The 18,351-nt window shown below is 70.2% G+C and carries 21 protein-coding genes, 1 tRNA gene, 1 pseudogene and 1 riboswitch; of the genes and pseudogenes, 14 read left to right on the top strand and 9 right to left on the bottom strand.

Going from position 1 to position 18,351, the window contains the following annotated elements; genetic code table 11:
- Positions 1 to 54 precede the first annotated feature (54 nt).
- On the top strand, positions 55 to 333 hold the full coding sequence (locus ACZ573_RS37430; protein WP_030010597.1) for a MoaD/ThiS family protein: 279 nt from the start codon (positions 55 to 57) through the stop codon (positions 331 to 333).
- Positions 333 to 1,283, top strand: coding sequence for a PLP-dependent cysteine synthase family protein (locus ACZ573_RS37425; protein WP_390802615.1), 951 nt, complete (start codon positions 333 to 335; stop codon positions 1,281 to 1,283). The genes ACZ573_RS37430 and ACZ573_RS37425 overlap by 1 nt, the downstream gene beginning before the upstream one ends.
- 103 nt (positions 1,284 to 1,386) lie before the next feature.
- On the opposite strand, the gene ACZ573_RS37420 is transcribed toward ACZ573_RS37425, so the two are convergent.
- Together ACZ573_RS37420 and ACZ573_RS37415 are read right to left on the bottom strand one after the other, a co-directional pair.
- Positions 1,387 to 1,749: a DUF488 domain-containing protein gene (locus ACZ573_RS37420; RefSeq protein ID WP_471313194.1), complete on the bottom strand. Its 363-nt coding sequence runs from the start codon at positions 1,747 to 1,749 to the stop codon at positions 1,387 to 1,389.
- Positions 1,746 to 2,165, bottom strand: a complete 420-nt coding sequence (locus tag ACZ573_RS37415) for a hypothetical protein (RefSeq protein ID WP_471313192.1) — start codon at positions 2,163 to 2,165, stop codon at positions 1,746 to 1,748. The genes ACZ573_RS37420 and ACZ573_RS37415 overlap by 4 nt, the downstream gene beginning before the upstream one ends.
- 195 nt (positions 2,166 to 2,360) lie before the next feature.
- Here ACZ573_RS37415 and ACZ573_RS37410 point away from each other — a divergent pair, with 195 nt between their 5' ends.
- Positions 2,361 to 3,113, top strand: coding sequence for an MBL fold metallo-hydrolase (locus ACZ573_RS37410; protein WP_471313189.1), 753 nt, complete (start codon positions 2,361 to 2,363; stop codon positions 3,111 to 3,113).
- A gap of 143 nt (positions 3,114 to 3,256) precedes the next feature.
- Here ACZ573_RS37410 and ACZ573_RS37405 read toward each other — a convergent pair whose 3' ends face one another.
- Together ACZ573_RS37405 and ACZ573_RS37400 are read right to left on the bottom strand one after the other, a co-directional pair.
- A complete protein-coding gene (locus ACZ573_RS37405) occupies positions 3,257 to 4,531 on the bottom strand; it encodes a PTS transporter subunit EIIC (protein ID WP_471313187.1) in 1,275 nt (424 codons plus the stop codon).
- 286 nt (positions 4,532 to 4,817) lie between these two features.
- Complete coding sequence (locus ACZ573_RS37400) at positions 4,818 to 6,119, bottom strand: PTS transporter subunit EIIC (RefSeq protein WP_471313185.1); 1,302 nt, start codon at positions 6,117 to 6,119, stop codon at positions 4,818 to 4,820.
- Positions 6,120 to 6,338: 219 nt separating this feature from the next.
- Here ACZ573_RS37400 and ACZ573_RS37395 point away from each other — a divergent pair.
- From ACZ573_RS37395 to rdgB, 4 genes and pseudogenes are all read left to right on the top strand, one after another.
- Positions 6,339 to 6,581, top strand: a pseudogene (locus ACZ573_RS37395) (PTS sugar transporter subunit IIB); the annotation flags it as partial.
- A gap of 104 nt (positions 6,582 to 6,685) precedes the next feature.
- Positions 6,686 to 7,411: a ribonuclease PH gene (gene rph / locus ACZ573_RS37390; RefSeq protein WP_301370806.1), complete on the top strand. Its 726-nt coding sequence runs from the start codon at positions 6,686 to 6,688 to the stop codon at positions 7,409 to 7,411.
- A 105-nt stretch (positions 7,412 to 7,516) separates the two neighbouring features.
- Positions 7,517 to 7,897: a hypothetical protein gene (locus ACZ573_RS37385; protein WP_471313183.1), complete on the top strand. Its 381-nt coding sequence runs from the start codon at positions 7,517 to 7,519 to the stop codon at positions 7,895 to 7,897.
- Positions 7,898 to 7,913: 16 nt separating this feature from the next.
- Positions 7,914 to 8,528: an RdgB/HAM1 family non-canonical purine NTP pyrophosphatase gene (gene rdgB / locus ACZ573_RS37380; protein WP_471313181.1), complete on the top strand. Its 615-nt coding sequence runs from the start codon at positions 7,914 to 7,916 to the stop codon at positions 8,526 to 8,528.
- Positions 8,529 to 8,582: 54 nt separating this feature from the next.
- On the opposite strand, the gene ACZ573_RS37375 is transcribed toward rdgB, so the two are convergent.
- The 4 genes from ACZ573_RS37375 to bcp form a co-directional block, all read right to left on the bottom strand.
- A tRNA-Leu gene (locus tag ACZ573_RS37375) sits at positions 8,583 to 8,657 on the bottom strand.
- Between the two features lie 11 nt (positions 8,658 to 8,668).
- A complete protein-coding gene (locus tag ACZ573_RS37370; protein ID WP_471313179.1) occupies positions 8,669 to 9,535 on the bottom strand; it encodes an HNH endonuclease in 867 nt (288 codons plus the stop codon).
- Positions 9,532 to 10,158 (bottom strand): HNH endonuclease, encoded by a 627-nt coding sequence (locus ACZ573_RS37365; RefSeq protein WP_471313177.1) that lies wholly within the window; start codon positions 10,156 to 10,158, stop codon positions 9,532 to 9,534. Before ACZ573_RS37365 ends, ACZ573_RS37370 begins: the two co-directional genes overlap by 4 nt.
- A 141-nt stretch (positions 10,159 to 10,299) precedes the next feature.
- Complete coding sequence (bcp, locus tag ACZ573_RS37360; RefSeq protein WP_471313175.1) at positions 10,300 to 10,773, bottom strand: thioredoxin-dependent thiol peroxidase; 474 nt, start codon at positions 10,771 to 10,773, stop codon at positions 10,300 to 10,302.
- Positions 10,774 to 10,877: 104 nt separating this feature from the next.
- On the opposite strand from bcp, the gene ACZ573_RS37355 reads away from it, so the two are divergent.
- From ACZ573_RS37355 to ACZ573_RS37345, 3 genes are all read left to right on the top strand, one after another.
- Positions 10,878 to 11,198: a DUF3618 domain-containing protein gene (locus tag ACZ573_RS37355; RefSeq protein WP_471313221.1), complete on the top strand. Its 321-nt coding sequence runs from the start codon at positions 10,878 to 10,880 to the stop codon at positions 11,196 to 11,198.
- 43 nt (positions 11,199 to 11,241) lie between these two features.
- Positions 11,242 to 11,583, top strand: a complete 342-nt coding sequence (locus ACZ573_RS37350; RefSeq protein WP_366679242.1) for a GroES family chaperonin — start codon at positions 11,242 to 11,244, stop codon at positions 11,581 to 11,583.
- 41 nt (positions 11,584 to 11,624) lie between these two features.
- A riboswitch (guanidine-III (ykkC-III) riboswitch) is annotated at positions 11,625 to 11,694 on the top strand.
- A gap of 31 nt (positions 11,695 to 11,725) precedes the next feature.
- On the top strand, positions 11,726 to 12,046 hold the full coding sequence (locus ACZ573_RS37345) for a DMT family transporter (RefSeq protein WP_030158619.1): 321 nt from the start codon (positions 11,726 to 11,728) through the stop codon (positions 12,044 to 12,046).
- A 19-nt stretch (positions 12,047 to 12,065) separates the two neighbouring features.
- On the opposite strand, the gene ACZ573_RS37340 is transcribed toward ACZ573_RS37345, so the two are convergent.
- Positions 12,066 to 14,522, bottom strand: a complete 2,457-nt coding sequence (locus ACZ573_RS37340) for a transglycosylase domain-containing protein (RefSeq protein WP_471313173.1) — start codon at positions 14,520 to 14,522, stop codon at positions 12,066 to 12,068.
- A gap of 270 nt (positions 14,523 to 14,792) precedes the next feature.
- Between ACZ573_RS37340 and ACZ573_RS37335 the strand changes: the two genes are divergently transcribed.
- The 4 genes from ACZ573_RS37335 to ACZ573_RS37320 all read left to right on the top strand — a co-directional run bounded on the left by ACZ573_RS37335 (position 14,793) and on the right by ACZ573_RS37320 (position 18,230).
- On the top strand, positions 14,793 to 15,596 hold the full coding sequence (locus ACZ573_RS37335) for an ABC transporter permease (RefSeq protein ID WP_373037163.1): 804 nt from the start codon (positions 14,793 to 14,795) through the stop codon (positions 15,594 to 15,596).
- Complete coding sequence (locus ACZ573_RS37330) at positions 15,589 to 16,500, top strand: ABC transporter permease (protein ID WP_471313170.1); 912 nt, start codon at positions 15,589 to 15,591, stop codon at positions 16,498 to 16,500. The genes ACZ573_RS37335 and ACZ573_RS37330 overlap by 8 nt, the downstream gene beginning before the upstream one ends.
- A 4-nt stretch (positions 16,501 to 16,504) precedes the next feature.
- Entirely contained in the window at positions 16,505 to 17,473 is a 969-nt protein-coding gene (locus ACZ573_RS37325; RefSeq protein WP_471313168.1) for an ABC transporter ATP-binding protein, read from the top strand.
- Positions 17,474 to 17,579: 106 nt separating this feature from the next.
- Entirely contained in the window at positions 17,580 to 18,230 is a 651-nt protein-coding gene (locus ACZ573_RS37320; protein ID WP_471313165.1) for a DUF1707 SHOCT-like domain-containing protein, read from the top strand.
- Positions 18,231 to 18,351 lie beyond the last annotated feature (121 nt).

The raw sequence follows: 18,351 nt of genomic DNA, 5'->3' as shown, positions 1-18,351 counted from the left end.
GCGCGCCGCACCTTCCCACGCTTCTCACGCACTCCCAGACGACTGGAGACAGCCATGGCCATCGAGGTCCGCATCCCCACCATCCTCCGCACCTACACCGAAGGCGAGAAGGCCGTCTCCGGTGAGGGCGCGACCCTCGCCGACCTCTTCGCGGACCTGGAGACCCGTCACAAGGGCATCGAGGAGCGCATTGTCGACGGCGGCCAGCTCCGCCGCTTCGTCAACGTCTACCTCAACGACGAGGACGTCCGCTTCCTCGACGGCATCTCCACCGCCCTCAAGGACGGCGACAGCGTCACCATCCTCCCGGCCGTGGCCGGCGGATCGAAGTAATGCGCTACGACTCCCCGCTGGCCGCGGTCGGCAACACGCCGCTGGTCCGGCTGCCCCGGCTGTCGCCCTCGGACGACGTCCGCATCTGGGCGAAGCTGGAGGACCGCAACCCGACCGGCTCGATCAAGGACCGTCCCGCGCTCCACATGGTCGAGCAGGCGGAGAAGGACGGCCGGCTCCACCCCGGCTGCACCATCCTGGAGCCCACCTCGGGCAACACCGGCATCTCGCTGGCGATGGCGGCCAAGCTCAAGGGCTACCGCATCGTGTGCGTGATGCCGGAGAACACCAGCCAGGAGCGGCGTGACCTGCTGGCCATGTGGGGAGCCGAGATCATCTCGTCGCCGGCCGCCGGCGGCTCGAACACGGCCGTCCGGGTGGCCAAGGAACTGGCCGCCGAGCACCCCGACTGGGTGATGCTCTACCAGTACGGCAACCCGGACAACGCGGGCGCCCACTACGCCACCACGGGCCCGGAGATCCTCGCGGACCTGCCCTCCATCACCCACTTCGTGGCGGGCCTGGGCACCACCGGCACCCTCATGGGCGTCGGCCGCTACCTGCGCGAACACGTGGCGGGCATCAAGATCGTCGCGGCCGAGCCGCGCTACGACGACCTGGTCTACGGGCTGCGCAACCTGGACGAGGGCTTCGTCCCGGAGCTCTACGACGCCTCCGTGCTCACCACCCGATTCTCGGTGGGCTCCGCGGACGCGGTGACGCGGACGCGGGAGCTCCTCCAGCAGGAGGGGATCTTCGCGGGCGTCTCCACGGGAGCCGCCCTGCACGCGGCGATCGGCGTCGGCCGCAAGGCGGTGGCCGCGGGCGAATCCGCCGACATCGTCTTCGTCGTGGCCGACGGCGGCTGGAAGTACCTGTCGACGGGCGTCTACACGGCCGCGACCACCGAGGAAGCGATCGAGGTCCTCCAGGGCCAACTCTGGGCGTAGCCCCTGCCCGCGCCTCAAACGCCGGCGCGGCTGAATCTGTCAGCCTCGCCGGCGTTTGAGGCGCGGGGTCCGGGGCGGAGCCCCGTGCAGCGGCGCCGCACCGCTAGTCGGACAGCAGCTCCGCGAGCACGGCCGCGTGGCTGGAGGCCGGGTCCTTGACCGCGGTCAGGAGGGTGAGCGGGCCCGCCTCGGCCAAAGACCGCAGGCGTCCGAGCTCCGCCACCGCCCCCGGCTCCGCCAGCTCCGCCTCGTACCGCTGCCGGAACTCCCGCGCCGAACCCCCGTCGTGGAACCACTTCCGCAGCTCCGCCGACGGCGTCACCGCCTTCGGCCACTCGTCCACCCCGGCCACCGCCTTCGCCAGGCCCCGCGGCCAGAGCCGGTCCACCAGGACCCGTACCCCGTCCGCCGCCGGGTCCGGCGGGTCGTACACCCGCCGCAGGCGGATCACCGGTTCCCGCGTCACCGCGCGCCTCCCAGCCCCTTGATCTCGTCCCACACCGCAGGGTCCAGCATCCCCATCCGGGTGCGGAACTCCCACAGCGACACCTCCGCCGGCCGGTCCGCCTCCAGGAAGCTCACCCGGCCCTGAGCCCCGACCGTCCCCGGGGGCAGCGGGATCACCCCGGCCCGCCGGTCGTCGTACTTCCCGGTGATCCACGCGACCCGCGCCCGGTGGCCCCGTACCGACCCCACCGCGAGGACCAGGCACGTACGGCCGTCGGCCAGGCCCCACAGCTCGCCCGCCCGCGGCTGCGGCGGCGGACCGGTCCCGTGCGCCGGCGGGGCCCGGCGGGGCAGCCCGGACCGGCCCCCGGCGACCAGCACCAGCAGTGCCACGGCCACCACCGCGGCCACCGCGGGCCACCAGGACGTGTCCATGTTTCGACCGTAGCCGTGCGGGAACGCCCCGGCATGGCAACGCCCGTGCCCACCGTCGCTCCCCCGGGTGACAGCGCAGGTGATTCCCCCCACAACGGCCTGCTGCGGAGGAGCGACCGGACGTTTCGCGCCTTACGCTCGACGCACGCACGGCCCGCATTCCGTCCACGGACCGTCCTCGGAGGTTCACGCTCCATGAAGCTCACCGTCGTCGGCTGTTCGGGGTCGTTCCCGTCCGCGGAATCGGCCTGTTCGAGCTACCTCGTCGAGGCCGACGGCTTCCACCTGCTCCTCGACATGGGCAACGGCGCCCTCGGCGATCTCCAGCGCCACATCGGCCTCTACGACCTCGACGCGATCTTCCTGAGCCACCTGCACGCCGACCACTGCATCGACATGTGCGCGTACTTCGTCGCCCGCTACTACCGGCACGAGGGCGGCCGCTGCGGCACCATCCCCGTCTACGGGCCCGAGGGCACCGAACGCCGCCTGACCACCGCTTACGACGACGTCCCCGACGAGCGCTCGATGAGCGAGGTCTTCGACTTCCGCACGCTGAAGTCCGGGACCTTCGAGATCGGCCCGTTCCAGGTCCGCACCGAGCGGGTCTCCCACCCCGTCGAGGCGTACGGCATCCGCATCGAGCACGGCGGCCGCTCGCTCACGTACTCCGGGGACACCGGAACCTGCCCCGAGCTGGGCCTGCTCGCCGACGGCACCGACCTCTTCCTGTGCGAGTCCTCCTTCACGCACGGCAAGGAGGACATCCCGGGCCTCCACCTCAACGGCCGCGAGGCGGGCGAGTACGCGCACGGCAGCCGTGTGGGCCGGCTCGTCCTCACCCACATCCCGCCGTGGACCGACCCCGCGCAGAACATCGCCGACGCCCGCGCGGTCTACGACGGCCCGGTCGACCTGGCGTACTCCGGCGCGGTATACGAGGTCTGACCCCCCGGCGGCGCTCCCGGGCCGCGCGCGAGGCCGCGCCCCGGCCGCGACCCCGCCGGGGAAGCGCCGCGCCCCCTCCGTGACAGCGAGAAGCCCCCGCCCTCCCTTCCGGGAGAGCGGGGGCTTCTTCGGTCCTGCGGGGCCTACTTGGCGTCCGCCTTGGCCATCTCGGCCAGCTCCTCGTCGGACTCGCGGCCCGGCGTCGGGAGGTTGAACTTGACGATCGCGAAGCGGAATCCGAAGTAGTAGACCGCTCCGAAGACCAGACCGACCGGGATGATCATCCATGGGTTGGTCGCCTTGCTCCAGCCGAGACCCAGGTCGATCAGACCGGCGGAGAAGGTGAAGCCCGCGTGGACGCCGAGGGCCCAGGTGATCGCCATGGAGAGCGCGGTCAGGACGGCGTGGATCGCGTAGAGCACCGGCGCGATGAACATGAACGAGAACTCGATGGGCTCGGTGACACCCGTGACGAACGAGGTGAGGGCGAGCGAGACCATCATGCCGGTGACGGCCTTGCGGCGCTCCGGGCGGGCGGTGTGGGCGATGGCCAGGGCGGCGGCCGGGAGGCCGAACATCATGATCGGGAAGAAGCCCGTCATGAAGAGACCGGCGTCCGGGTCACCGGCGAAGAAGCGGTTCAGGTCACCGTGGACGACCTCGCCGGCGGCGTTGGTGAAGTCACCGATCTGGAACCAGGCGACGGTGTTGACGAACTGGTGCATGCCGATCGGGATCAGCGCGCGGTTGATGACACCGAAGATGCCGGCGCCCGCGGCGCCCAGCCCCGTCATCCACTCACCGAAGTTGGAGATGACCTCGCCGATCGGCTCCCACACCAGGCCGAAGAACACACCGGCGATGACGCCGACGAAGGCCATGATGATCGGGACGAGCCGGCGGCCGTTGAAGAAGCCGAGCCAGTCCACCAGCTTGGTGCGGTGGTAGCGCTGCCACAGGACCGCGGTGAGCAGACCCATGATGATGCCGCCGAGGACACCGGGGTTGTTGTACACCGCCGGGATGTCGACACCGTTGTTCTCGGTGGTGTTGATGATGGCCTCGTGCACCGGGAACGCGGTGAGCACGTTCTTGTAGACGAGGAAGCCGACGAGGGCCGCGAGGGCGGTGGAACCGTCGGCCTTCTTGGCGAAGCCGATGGCGACACCGATGCAGAACAGCAGCGGCAGGTTGTTGAAGACGGCGTCACCGGCGGTGGCGAACACCGTGGCGACCTTGCCCCAGCCGAGACCGTCCTTGCCGAAGACGTCGGGCTGACCCAGACGCAGCAGGATGCCCGCGGCGGGCAGGACGGCGATGGGCAGCTGGAGGCTGCGGCCGACCTTCTGCAGACCCTGGATCAGGCCGGATCCCCGCTTCTTGGCGGGCGGCGCAGCGGCGTCAGTAGCCGTACTCATAACTTCCTCCGGGGGGAGCAAGGCGCCGCCAAGGGGGTGGGACCAAGAGGGACGGCGACGTCTCAGAAAGGGGGACACGCCGCCGGGGGAAGCGGTCGTGGTCTACACCAATTCATGGTGTAGACCAGTTGTAACACGGTGAGGGTTAGATAAGGAACCTTCGATTTCCTGTGGCCTGGATCACATCCCCCGGGGGATGTCGAAGGGCCCCCGGATCGTGATCCGGAGGCCCTTGACGGACCGTACGGTAACCCTGCGGGGACCGGGTCGGCCGGGCCGGCCGGGCTCAGGCCTTGGTGGTCTCCGACTCCATCGCCGCGATCTCCTCGTCCGACTCCCGGCCGGGCGTCGCCAGGTCGAACTTCGTGATCGCGAAACGGAACACCACGTAATAGACGAGCGCGAAGCACAGGCCGATCGGAACGATCAGCCAGGGCTTCGTCGCCAGGTGCCAGTTGATGACGTAGTCGATCAGGCCCGCCGAGAAGCTGAAGCCGTCCTTGACCCCCAGCGCCCACGACACCGCCATGGACACACCCGTCAGCACCGCGTGCACCGCGTACAGCGCGGGCGCGACGAAGAGGAAGGAGTACTCCAGCGGCTCCGTGATCCCGGTGACGAACGACGTCAGGGCCACCGACAGCATCAACCCCCCGACCTCCTTGCGCCGCTGCGGCTTCGCGCAGTGCGTGATCGCCAGCGCCGCTGCCGGCAGCGCGAACATCATGATCGGGAAGAAACCGGTCAGGAACAGGCCTGCGGTCGGGTCGCCGTGCAGGAACATGTTGATGTCGCCGTGGTACGTCTGACCGTCCGGCGCCGTGTACGACCCGAACTGGAACCAGATCGGCACGTTCAGGAACTGGTGCAGGCCGATCACCAGCAGCGCGCGGTTCGCGACGCCGAAAATGCCACCGCCCCAGGCACCGAGCCCCCGCAGCCAGTCGGAGAAGCTCTCCAGCGCGTCCCCGACCGGCGGCCAGACCCACAGGCAGAGCGCGGCGAACGCGATCGCGACGAAGGACATGACGATCGGGACCAGCCGCCGGCCGTTGAAGAAGCCGAGCCAGTCCACCAGCTTCACCCGGTGGTACCGCTGCCAGAAATAGGCCGCCAGCAGCCCCATGATGATGCCGCCGAAGACCCCGGGATTCTGGTACGTGTACGCCACGAAGGTGTCGTTCGGCCCCAGGCAGCCGCCCCCGATGTCCTTGGTCCCCTCCGGGCAGGCCTTCTGGAACGCGTGCAACACCCCCCGGTAGACGAGGAACCCCGCCGTGGCCGCGAGGGCCGTCGAACCGTCCGCCTTCTTCGCCATGCCGATGGCGACACCGATGCAGAAGAGGAGCGGCAGACCGAGATCGGGGTCGAGCAACGCCCCGCCCGCACCCGCCATCACCTTGGCGACGTCCGTCCACCGCAGGCCGTCCTCGCCGAAGACGTCCGGCTGCCCGAGCCGCAGCAGGATGCCCGCCGCGGGCAGCACGGCGATCGGGAGCTGCAGGCTGCGCCCCATCTTCTGCAGCCCTTGGAACAGGTTGTTCCGCCAATTGGGCTGTGGCGCTGCTTTGGAGATGCTCACGCTCATCGGCGTCCTCCCTGACCGGCCCGTTTTGGCTGCCGCAGCACTTACGGCACACTGGTGTAGACCAGTTGTCGGGCGGGCTGCTGCTGATCGTCATCATTCGGCAGAGGCCCGTCATGTGCCTGCGTAGATGGGCCAACCGTGCGTTACCGTGACGAAGCGGACCGTGCAGGGGGGTAGCCATGTACCGGCCGCCGAGACCCGTTCTTCGAAACACTCAGGGAGAAACACATGGCCACCAAGGCTGAGAAGATCGTCGCCGGGCTCGGCGGCATCGAGAACATCGAAGAGGTCGAGGGCTGCATCACCCGCCTGCGCACCGAGGTCATCAACCCCGACCTGGTCGACGAAGCCGCGCTCAAGGCCGCCGGCGCCCACGGCGTCGTCAAGATGGGCACCGCGATCCAGGTCGTCATCGGCACCGACGCCGACCCCATCGCCGCCGACATCGAAGACATGATGTGATCCGGACCCACTAGCCAGGTCCGGCGGACCCCGTCCCGGAAGCCCCGGACGGGGTCTTCGCACAGCGGCACGGGCCCGGGCGGGCAGCGACTAGGCTCGGAGCCATGTCTCGCATCGACGGCCGTACGCCCGAACAGCTCCGCCCGGTCACCATCGAACGCGGATGGAGCAAGCACGCCGAGGGCTCCGTCCTCGTCTCCTTCGGAGACACCAAGGTCTTCTGCACCGCCTCCTTCACCGAAGGCGTCCCGCGCTGGCGCAAGGGCAGCGGCGAAGGCTGGGTCACCTCCGAATACTCGATGCTGCCCCGCTCCACCAACACCCGCGGCGACCGCGAATCCGTCCGCGGCAAGATCGGCGGCCGCACCCACGAGATCTCCCGCCTGATCGGCCGCTCCCTGCGCGCCGTCATCGACTACAAGGCCCTCGGCGAGAACACCATCGTCCTGGACTGCGACGTCCTCCAGGCCGACGGCGGCACCCGCACCGCCGCCATCACCGGCGCCTACGTCGCCCTCGCCGACGCCGTCGCCTGGGGCCAGAAGAAGAAGTTCATCAAGGCCGGCCGCAAGCCCCTCACCGGCACCGTCGCCGCCGTCAGCGTCGGCATCGTCGACGGCGTCCCGCTCCTCGACCTCTGCTACGAGGAGGACGTGCGCGCCGAGACCGACATGAACGTGGTCTGCACCGGCGACGGCCGCTTCGTCGAGGTCCAGGGCACCGCCGAGGGCGAGCCCTTCGACCGCAAGGAACTCAACGCCCTCCTCGACCTCGCCGCCGGCGGCTGCGCGGACCTCGAAGCCATCCAGCTGGGCGCGCTCGAACTGTAGACGGCAACCGCCGGGCCCGGCCCGGCGTCCAGGAAGATACGGGCGCACGGTCTCGAAGCCGTGCGCCCGTCCTCGTAGCGTCCAAGCCCTCAGGGGGAGAACCGCATGAAGCTCCGCATAGCGGCCGTAGCCGTGGCCGCCGTACTCACCGTCCCGGCCCTGTCCGCCTGCGACGCGATCTCCACGGCGATGGACTGCGCCAACACGGCCGTGGCCATCACGGACGGCGCGAACGACCTCCAGCAGGCCGTCTCCCAGGCGGGCAACAGCCCCCAGGACGCCCAGAACGCGCTCAACCAGATCGAGTCGAACCTGAAGAAGATCGGCGACCAGACGGACAACGCCGACCTGGGCAAGGCCATCGACTCGATGAACACCGCCGTCAAGAACGTCCGCACCTCGATCGAGAGCGGCAACAGCGTCCCGGACATCCAGCCGGTGGCGGACGCGGCCGGCGAGATCTCCAAGGTCTGCACCCCGGGATGACCCGGATAATGGGCACATGACCTCGACGCCCAGCCGCCTCATCCTGGCCACCCGCAACGCGGGCAAAGTCTCCGAACTCCGCGCGATCCTCTCCGACGCCGGCCTGCCGCACGAGCTGGTCGGCGCGGACGCGTACCCCGAGATCCCGGACGTCAAGGAAACCGGCGTCACCTTCGCCGAGAACGCCCTCCTCAAGGCCCACGCCCTGGCCCGCGCCACCGGACTCCCGGCGGTCGCCGACGACTCCGGCCTCTGCGTGGACGTCCTGCACGGCGCCCCCGGCATCTTCTCGGCCCGCTGGGCCGGCACCCACGGCGACGACAAGGCCAACCTGGACCTGCTGCTGGCCCAGCTCGGCGACATCGCCGACGAGAACCGCGGGGCCCACTTCGCGTGCGCGGCCGCCCTGGCCCTCCCGGACGGCACCGAGCGCGTCGTCGAGGGCCGCCTCCTCGGCACCCTCCGCCACACCCCGTCCGGCACCGGCGGCTTCGGCTACGACCCGATCCTCCAGCCGCAGGGCGACACCCGCACGTGCGCGGAACTGACCCCGGCGGAGAAGAACGCCATCTCCCACCGCGGCCAGGCCTTCCGCGCCCTGGTCCCCTTCATCCGCGCCCTCCTGGGCTGACGCGGCGTACGGCGACGGCCGGTCACCTCCTGACGAGGCGACCGGCCGCTGCTGTGGGCCCGGTGGGACTCGAACCCACGACACACCGGACCTAAACCGGCGCCCTCTGGCCAGCTGGGGTACGGACCCGTGCGACCACCTTACTGGTCTACGGGGGTCCGTTGCGATGGGATGGGCGCCCTTGATCGTTTGGCGAAGGTCGGCGTCTGGCTGTGGCACGAGGGGCACAAATAGCGGAGGTTCTCCCGGCGGTTGTCCAGCCGGTCACCGTTCACGTGGTCGATCTCCAGGACGAGTCTCCGGCCCCGCCACACGTCCCCGGTGCCGCACTCCGTGCACGCGTGCGGGACGCCGAGATCGTCCAAAGCCCGGCGCAGAGTCGCGGTCCTGGCGCGGGAGGAGCCGACGTCGAGTCGCCTCAGGATCTCCGCCGACGACTTGCGTGCGGGGGAGGGGCGGCCGACGGCGTGGCCCTGGCCCGTGAAGTGCTCTGTCGACAACCCGTATTCGTCGATGCTCCGCCTGGCTCTGGCACGTGCGGCGCCGTCGAAGGGGCGGTGGCCGAGGGCGCGCATGACCCCGGCCATGCTCGTCGAGCCGGCGACCGCGGATGCGATCTCCTCGTAGACGAAGAGGCGGGGCGACGCAGTGCCTCGACCACGGAAGTGCGACGTGTCTATCCCGAACCGTTCGAGGAGCTTGGCGATATGGACGTGAGCGCTGTTGTACGGCTCGACGCCCATGTGCGCGAGCATCCCCGTGATGCTGTCCGTGTGGGCAGCTGCTTCCCGTAGCCGCTCCTGCGTGTAGCGCTGCCGGACCCGCACGGGAAGTGGCTCGTCGACAAAGTGGGAGGTGTCGATGCCGTAGTGAGCCAGCCTGTCGCGCACGTACCGGCGGGGGCCTGCCAGCAGTGGGGCGTCCAGTCGTCTCAGGAGGTCGACCAGGCTGGTGGCATGCGGCGCGGTCCGGCTCAGCAGCTCCCTGGTGTACCGGACCTCGCTCACGCGGCCCTCCTCGCCTTACGGCCGCGGTAGGTGTCGGTCGCCGCATGGCAGTTCGGACACAGGATCCGAAGGTTCTCCCGCCGGTTGTCCCACCACTCGCCACTGACGTGATCGACCTCATGCCGAAGGGGTTTGCCGTTCCACTCCGGACCGACCCCGCACTCGGCGCACTCCTCAGGAACGCCGACCTTCAGCAGCTCGCGTCGCAGTCGATCGCCGGGGACTCTGCCGTCCCGCGGATCTCTAACGGAGAGCGTCGGTCCCAGAGCCCCCTTGGGACGAGGCTTTCGGGCGGTGACGAAGTGCGATGTGTCGATGCCGAGAGTCGAGATCCGCCGGGCGATGTGCGTCTGGTTGCCGCCGACGTTGCTGATGCCGAGGCGGCTGACCACCTCCGAGATGGATGTGGACCCGGAAACGACGTCCCGGAGCCGCTCCTCGGTGTGCCGTGCCCATGTCGTGGGGAAGTGGGAACAATCGATCCCGGATTCCCGCATCTTCGCCCGCAGATAGCGCCTGCTGCCGCTGCTCGGCGTGCCGCCGCACCATCGGACGGCGTCGTCCCAGGTATTGGTCTCGCGGGCTGCGGCTTCCAGCAGCTCTCGGGTGTATCGGACCGCCACCGCTCTCTCCCCTCGGCCGCGCGTGCGGCCCTCGTACGGAGTAACGACACCGGAAGGCGGACGGTTACGGGCTATTTCGTCCGATAAGCGGAGCGGCCCGCACCGGTGGGGTGCGGGCCGCTTGCGGAGGAGGGCGGGGGGTCAGAGGCCGAGGCCCAGGTCTTTGATGATCTTGGCTACGTGGCCCGTGGCCTTGACGTTGTAGAAGGCGTGCTCGACCTTGCCCTCCTCGTCGACGACCACCGTGGAGCGGATGACCCCGGTGACCGTCTTGCCGTACAGCTTCTTCTCGCCGTACGCGCCGTACGCCGTCAGCGTCTCCTTCTCCGGGTCGCTGACCAGGGTGACCTTCAGGTCCTCCTTCTCGCGGAACTTCGCCAGCTTCTCCGGCTTGTCCGGGGACACGCCGATGACGTCGTAGCCGTGTCCCGTCAGGAAGGACAGGTTGTCCGTGAAGTCGCAGGCCTGCTTCGTGCAGCCCGGGGTCAGCGCGGACGGGTAGAAATAGACGATCACCTTGCGGCCCTTGTGGCCGGCGAGCGAGACCTCGTTGCCGTCCGCATCGGGCAGGGTGAAGGCGGGGGCGGTGTCGCCCGGCTGGAGCCGCTCGCTCATCGTGACACTCTCCTCGGGAGGGGATCGGTATGCCATGAGACTAAGCTGACAGACTGTTCATGGCGGACTACGCCCCACACGACCACGACGACGGAGGCAGCGCGGTGCCGGAAGCCAGGACCCCCGCACAGATCGAGGCGGACATCGTCCGCCGCCGTGAGCAGCTCGCCGAGACGCTCGACGAGATCGGCGTGCGCATGCACCCGAAGACGATCATCGGGGACGCGAAGGCACGGGTCGCCTCGACCGTCGACCAGACCGCCGGGCGGGCCTTCGCCACGGTGAACCGGATCGTGACGGACCTGCGCGACGGTCTGCGCTACGACGACGGGGCTCCGCGCGTCGACCGGATCGTTCCCGCGGCGCTGGTCGCGGTGAGCTTGGTCGGGCTGCTCGTGGTGTCGGCGCGCCGCAAGCGCGGATGACCCTGAGCGGTACGGGACGGGCGCGGGCAGGTAGGTTCGGGGCGTGAGCGAGAACACCACCCACGACAAGCTGCCCATTCGCATGCTGCACGACCGCGTGCTCGTGAAGTCCGATCTGCCGGAGGGCGAGCGCCGCTCGGGCGGCGGCATCCTGATTCCCGCGACGGCCGCGGTGGGCAAGCGGCTGGCCTGGGCCGAGGTGGTCGCGGTCGGGCAGAACGTGCGTACGGTCGAGCCCGGTGACCGGGTGCTGTACGACCCCGAGGACCGCGCCGAGGTCGAGGTGCGGGGTGCGACGTACGTGCTGATGCGCGAGCGGGACCTGCACGCCGTGGCCGCGGAGCGGCTGGAGGGGGCGGAGGACTCCACCGGGCTGTACCTGTAGGTCGCAGAAGGGGCTGGTGGCGCAGGTCACCGGCCCTTTTTGCTGCCTTTTGCTACGGTGGAGGAGAACCCGACGAGACGCGCCGTACCGGGTACGACAAGACGACGCACCCCGTATCGCTCGATGTCTCGGAGGTGCCGTCATGGCATGGGTTCTTCTTCTCGTCGCCGGTCTGCTCGAAGTCGGCTGGTCGATCGGCATGAAGTTCACCGAAGGTTTCACCCGGCTGTGGCCCAGTGTGTTCACGGGTGCCGGGATCGTCGCGAGCATGGTGCTGCTGTCGTACGCCGCGAAGACCCTGCCCATCGGTACGGCGTACGGGGTGTGGGTGGGCATCGGCGCGGCCGGCGCGGCCGTGCTCGGTATGGCGGTGCTGGGTGAGCCCGTCACCGCCGCCCGGATCTTCTTCATCTGTCTGCTGCTGGTCGCCGTGGTGGGGCTGAAGGCGACCTCCGGTCACTGACCCGAGGTCTCTGACCCGGCTACTCCAGGAATGCCGACGGCGGGCGCAGGCCTTCCGCCGGTCCTCCGTCGCTGCCCTGTGCGCTGCCCTGTGCGCTGCCCTGGGTGCCGCCTTGGGTGCGGCCTTGTGTGCCCTGGGTGGTGCCGCCCTGGTCGCCTCCCTGGGTGGTGCCGCCGTTGTCCTGGCCTCCGTTGTCCTGGCCTCCGTTCGCCGGGCCGCCGTTGTCCTGGCCGCCCTGGTTCTGGCCTCCGTTGTTCTGTCCGCCCTGGTTGCGGCCGCCGGTCGAGTTCGACGGGGAGGGCCGGGTGGGGCGTTCGGGGGCGCTGGGCGAGGGTTCGCCGGGGGTTTCCTGCGGCGGGTTGGATTCCGGGCTGGGCGGCGGCGGGGGCTGGGCTGCGCCGGGCTGGAGTTCCAGGTCGAAGTCGACGGGGTCGGTGCCTTCCAGGGCGGTCTTGGTGTAGGCGGCCCAGATGCGGGCGGGGTAGCCGCCGCCGCCGATGTGGGCCTCGCCGAGGGCGCCGTAGAGCGATTCGAGGGTTCCGGTGTCGGGGTCCTGGCCCATCATCGAGATCACGGTGACCAGGTCCGGGGTGTAGGCCGCGAACCAGGCCGAGCGGTCGAGTTCGCCGGTGCCGGTCTTGCCCGCGGCGGGGTGGCCGGCGGCGAGGGCGGCCGTGCCGGTGCCGTTGTCCACGACGCTGGCCAGCACGGACGTGGTGGTGTCGGCGGCTTCGCGGCTGATGGCCTGGGTGGGGGTGCGCTGGGGGAGGGCGATGGTGTCGCCGCCCTTGGTGATCTTCTCCAGGAAGGTGTAGGGGGTGCGGCGGCCGTGGTCGGCGAGGGTGGCGTAAGCCTGGGTCATGTCGAGGACGCTGGCCTGCAGGGTGCCGAGGGCCATGGCCGGGCCGGGCACGAAGTTGGGGGTGTTCTCGGGGATGCCGAGGTCGATGGCGGTCTTCTTGACCTTGGCGGTGCCGACGTCGACCGCCATCTGCGCGTAGACGGTGTTGACGGAGAGGTCGGTGGCGGTGTTGACGGTGATGTTCCCGTAGGAGACCTGGCCCTCGTTCTCGGGGGCGAAGCGGATGCGGCCGCCGACGACGGGGCGTTTGTTGTCGCCGTTGTAGAGGGTGTTCGGGGTGATCCGGCGGCCGTCCTGGGTGCGGGAGTCGTTCTCGGCGGCGGCGGCGAAGACGAAGGGTTTGAAGGTGGAGGCGACCTGGTAGTCGTGGCGGGTCGCGTTGTTCACGTACTGCTTGGTGTAGTCGATGCCGCCGTACATGGCGAGGACCTTGCCGGTGGCGGGGTCGATGGAGACGCCGCCGGCCCGGACCAGCCGGTCGGCCTTGCGCTTGTCGGGCTGGAGTTTGTCGGCCATCTGGTCGTCGACGGCGCCGGCGAGGGCGTTCTGGCGGCGTTTGTCGATGGTGGTGGTGATGCGGTAGCCGCCTTCGGCGAGGGTTTTGTCGTCGAGGATGTTGTTGTCGACGATGTAGTCCTTGATCGCTTCGACGAGGTAGCCGCGCTGGCCGGACAGGCCGGCGGCGGCGCGGACCTTGCCCGGTTCGGGGAACTGTGTCGTCGCGCGTTCGGCGGCGGGCAGCCAGTCCTTCTTGACCATGCCGTCGAGTACGTAGTTCCAGCGGGCGAGGGCGCGGGGGCGGCTCTGGGGGTGGGCGACGACGTCGAAGGCGCTGGGGGAGTTGAGGAGGGTGGCGAGGTAGGCGCCTTCGGCGGTGGTGAGTTTGCCTACGTCCTTGCCGTAGTAGGCCTGGGCGGCGGCCTGGATGCCGTAGGCGTTGCGGCCGAAGTAGCTGGTGTTGAGGTAGCCCTCGAGGATGTAGTTCTTCGACTTCTCCCGACCGAGTTTGATCGCGATGAAGAACTCTTTGACCTTTCGTTTGATCGTCTGTTCCTGGCCCAAGTAGTAGTTCTTGACGTACTGCTGGGTGATGGTCGAACCGGACTGGGTGCCCTTGCCGGTCGCGGTGTTCCAGGCTGCGCGGAGCATCGCCTTGGGGTCGACCGCCCGTTCGGAGTAGAAGTCCCGGTCCTCGGCGGCCAGTACGGCCTCCTGGACGGTCCGGGGGATCTGCGACAGCGGGACGTTGACGCGGTTGACCTCGCCGTCGCGGGCGATCTGCGAGCCGTCGGAGTAGAGGTAGACGTTGGACTGCGCGGTGGCGGCGGCGTTGGCCGGCGGGATGTCGACCAGCAGGTAGCCGGCCACGAGGGCGCCGCCGATCAGCAGGGCGATGAGCAGGACGGCGCCCAGGGCCATGCGCCAGGTGGGCAGGAAGCGGCGCCGGCCGGTTCTCCCGCGCCGGGCCTTCTTCCCCGGTCCGTCCTGGTGCGGCGCCTGCTGGGCCTGCTGGGCCTGTTCCGGCGGTGACGGTTCTGCCCGCGGCTGCGGTACGTCGGGCGGGGTGTCGGGGTCGCGAGGGGTCCAGCCCGGGGGTGGTGACTGGTCGCTCATCTCCAGGACTCCTCGACGCCGTTCAAAATATCCACTTCTGTACCTCATGGTGTCTACCCGATGGCCGCTGATTCCGCTCCGGACGGGCATAAATCGGTCGCGTGGCTCGCCCCTCCGCACTAAGCTCGCGCGCTTTGGCCGACGTAGGAACGACGTGGGAAACGGAGGGATACGGTGCGCCGGAGAGTGCGTCACGCAGTGAACGGCGGAGCGGGTGACGGTGCGAGCGGCGGAGTGCGTCGCGCAGTGCCTCGCGGAGCGCGTCGGGCGGTGGGTCTCCACCTGGCGGTCGCGGCAGGCGGATTCAGGCGCTACGCCACCTACGGGACGGCGACCGCGGCCGGGGTGTTCACCAACACCGTGTTCGGGTTCATCGTCGCGTACACCTACATCGCGCTGTGGGACGAGCGGCCCGGCCTCGGCGGCTACGACCAGTCGCAGGCGCTGACCTTCGTCTGGGTGAGCCAGTCGCTGCTGGCCGCCGCCGCCCTGATCGGCGGCGGCTTCCAGGAGGAGCTCCAGGAGCGGATCCGGACGGGCGACATCGCGGTCGACCTCTACCGGCCCGCGGACCTCCAGATGTGGTGGCTCGCGGCCGATCTGGGCCGGGCGGGCTTCCAGTTGCTGGGCCGCGGGGTGGTGCCGCTGGTGGCGGGGGCGCTGGCGTTCCCGCTGGCGCTGCCCGTCGATCCGCTGCGCTGGCTGCTGTTCCTGGTGTCCGTCCTGCTGGCGCTGGTGGTGAGCTTCGCGCTGCGCTACATGGTGGGGCTGGTGGCCTTCTGGCTGATGGACGGGGCGGGGATCAACATCATGGCCACCGTCGCCTCGATCTTCTTCTCCGGGATGCTTCTGCCGCTGACCGTCTTCCCGGGCGGCTTCGGCGAGTTCGTCCGGACCCTGCCGTGGGCGGCGATGCTGCAGGTGCCGATGGACGTCCTGCTGGGCAAGCACGCGGGGGCCGGAGGCGCGGCCGAGGCGCTGGGCTTCCAGGCCGGGTGGGCGCTCGTACTGCTGGGAACGGGACGGCTGTTGCAGTCGGCCGCGACGCGGAAGGTGGTGGTCCAGGGTGGCTGAGGCCGAGGCCCGGGCCGGGGCAGGGGCCGGGGTGGAGACGGTACCGGCGCGGGCGCGGGTGCGGGATGTCGCCGTGGGCGGGGCGCCGCGGCGCAGCCCCGTTCTGGAGGGGCTGCGCGGCTACCGGCTGATCGTGGGCATGTGGATCCGGTCCACGATGACGTACCGGATGTCCTTCGTCCTGACGACCGCCGGGCAGGCGGCGATCACCCTCCTGGACTTCGTCGCGATCGCCGTCATGTTCTCCCACGTGGACGTCCTGGGCGGCTTCACGCTGCCCGAGATCGCGCTGCTGTACGGGTCCTGCTCGGCCTCCCTGGGCCTGGCGGACCTGCTGCTGGGGAACACCGACAAGATCGGCGCCCGGATCCGTGACGGTTCGCTCGACACGATGCTGGTGCGGCCGGTCCCGGTGCTCGCGCAGGTCGCGGCGGACCGCTTCGCGCTGCGCCGGCTGGGCCGGATCGCGCAGGGGGCCGGGGTGATGGGCTGGGCGCTCTGGTCCCTGGACGTGGACTGGACGGCCGGGAAGGTGCTGCTGGTGCCGGTGATGGTGCTCGCCGGGGCGGCCATCTTCGCGGCCGTGATGGTGACCGGGGCGGCCTTCCAGTTCGTGACCGGGGACGCGGCCGAGGTGCAGAACTCCTTCACCTACGGCGGCTGCACGATGCTGCAGTACCCGCCGACGGTCTTCGCGAGGGATCTGCTGCGCGGGGTGACCTTCATCGTCCCGCTGGCCTTCGTCAACTGGCTTCCGGCGCTGCACGTGTTGGGGCGGCCCGATCCGCTGGGTCTGCCCGGGTGGGTCGCGTACCTGAGCCCGCTGGTGGCCTTCGTGGTGTTCCTGCCCGCGTCGCTGGCGTGGCGCGCGGGAGTCCGTTCGTACCGAAGCACGGGGAGCTAGAGCTGTGGCGGATGCGCTGATCTCGTTGGACGGGGTCGAGAAGGTTTTTGACGTACGGCGCCGGGTGAGCCTGATGCGCCGGGAGAAACGCCAGGTCAGGGCGGTGGACGGGATCAGCTTCGAGGTCGCCCGGGGTGAGATGGTCGGCTACATCGGGCCCAACGGCGCCGGGAAGTCGACCACGATCAAGATGCTGACCGGGATCCTGACGCCGAGCGGCGGCCGGCTGCGGGTCGCGGGCATCGACCCGGCGCGGGAGCGGATGCGGCTCGCGCACCGGATCGGGGTGGTGTTCGGGCAGCGCACGACGCTGTGGTGGGACCTGCCGCTGAAGGACTCGTACGGGCTGATGCGGCGGCTGTACCGGGTGCCGCGGGCGCGGTTCGAGGAGAACCTGGAGCGGTGCGTGGAGCGGCTCGACCTGGCCGAGCTGCTGGACGTACCGGTACGGCAGTTGTCGCTCGGGCAGCGGATGCGCGGGGACATCGCGGCGGCGCTGCTGCACGATCCGGAGGTGCTGTACCTGGACGAGCCGACGATCGGGCTCGACGTGGTGAGCAAGGCGAAGGTACGGGGCTTCCTGCGGCAGCTGAACGAGGAACTCGGTACGACCGTGCTGCTCACCACCCACGACCTCCAGGACATCGAGCAGCTGTGCGAGCGGGTGATGGTGATCGACCACGGGCGGCTGATGTACGACGGGCCGTTGGGCGGGCTGCACGCGGCGGGGTCGGTGGGGGAGAGCGAGCGGACGCTGGTGGTGGACCTGGAGCGGGAGCTCGCGCCGATCAGTGTGGCGGGGGCGCGGGTGGTGAAGGTGGAGGGTCCGCGGCAGTGGCTGGCGTTCCCGGCGGGGGCGTCGGCGGCGCCGCTGGTGGCGGCGGTGGCGGCGGCCTATCCGCTGGTGGACCTGTCGGTGCGGGAGCCGGACATCGAGGACGTGATCGCGCGGATGTACGCGGGCCGCGGCTGACGCTTCCCCGCATCGCCCGAATCAGGGGAAAGCCGGGGACGATCCGGGGGCGATCTCAGGGGCTGAGCCATACAACTCCCCGACAACCGTGCATAGTCTGGTCCGCATGAGTGACGAGCGGCCGGAGAAGCCGTTGCCGGAGCTGAGGGCGTCGGACGCCGACCGGGACCGGGTGGTGGAGCGTCTGCGGGACGCCGTCGCCGAGGGCCGGCTCGACATGGAGGAGTTCGAGGAGCGGCTCGACGCGGCGTACAAGTCGCGGACGTACGCGGAACTGGAACCGCTGACGCGGGACCTGCCGGCGCCGGCGGGCGGGCCGGTGGCCCGGCCGGGGGCGGCCGCCGAGCCCTGGACGGGCCGGATCGGCGGGGCGGGCAGCTCGGCGACGGCCGTCGCGGTGATGTCGGGCTTCCAGCGCAAGGGCCGGTGGACGGTGCCGGCGCGGTTCGACGCGGTGGCGTTCTGGGGCGGCGGGGAGCTGGACCTGCGCGAGGCGGACTTCGCGCAGCGCGAGGTGGTGATCAACTGCGTCGCGGTCATGGGCGGCATCCAGATCACGGTGCCGCCGGGGGTGGAGCTGGACGTCCGGGGCTTCGGCTTCATGGGCGCCTTCGACCAGCGCGACAACCCGGGCCCGTCCGAGCCGGGCGGGCCGCGGGTGGTGGTGACGGGCTTCGCGTTCTGGGGCGGCGTGGAGATCAAGGTCAAGAAGCGCAAGCGGCCCGTGGACGGCCCGTCGCTCCGCAAGGAGCTGTAACGCCCGGGTCGCTGCGCGGTTCGGCTCGGCCGGTCGGTGGTGCCGGGTCGCTGCGCGGCTGGGCTCCGGCGGGTCGGTGGTGCCGGGTCGCTGCGCGGCTGGGCTCCGGCGGGTCGGTGGT

This window comes from Streptomyces sp. NPDC040545 (assembly GCF_055595065.1).
This window is presented reverse-complemented; position numbering and strand designations above follow the sequence as displayed.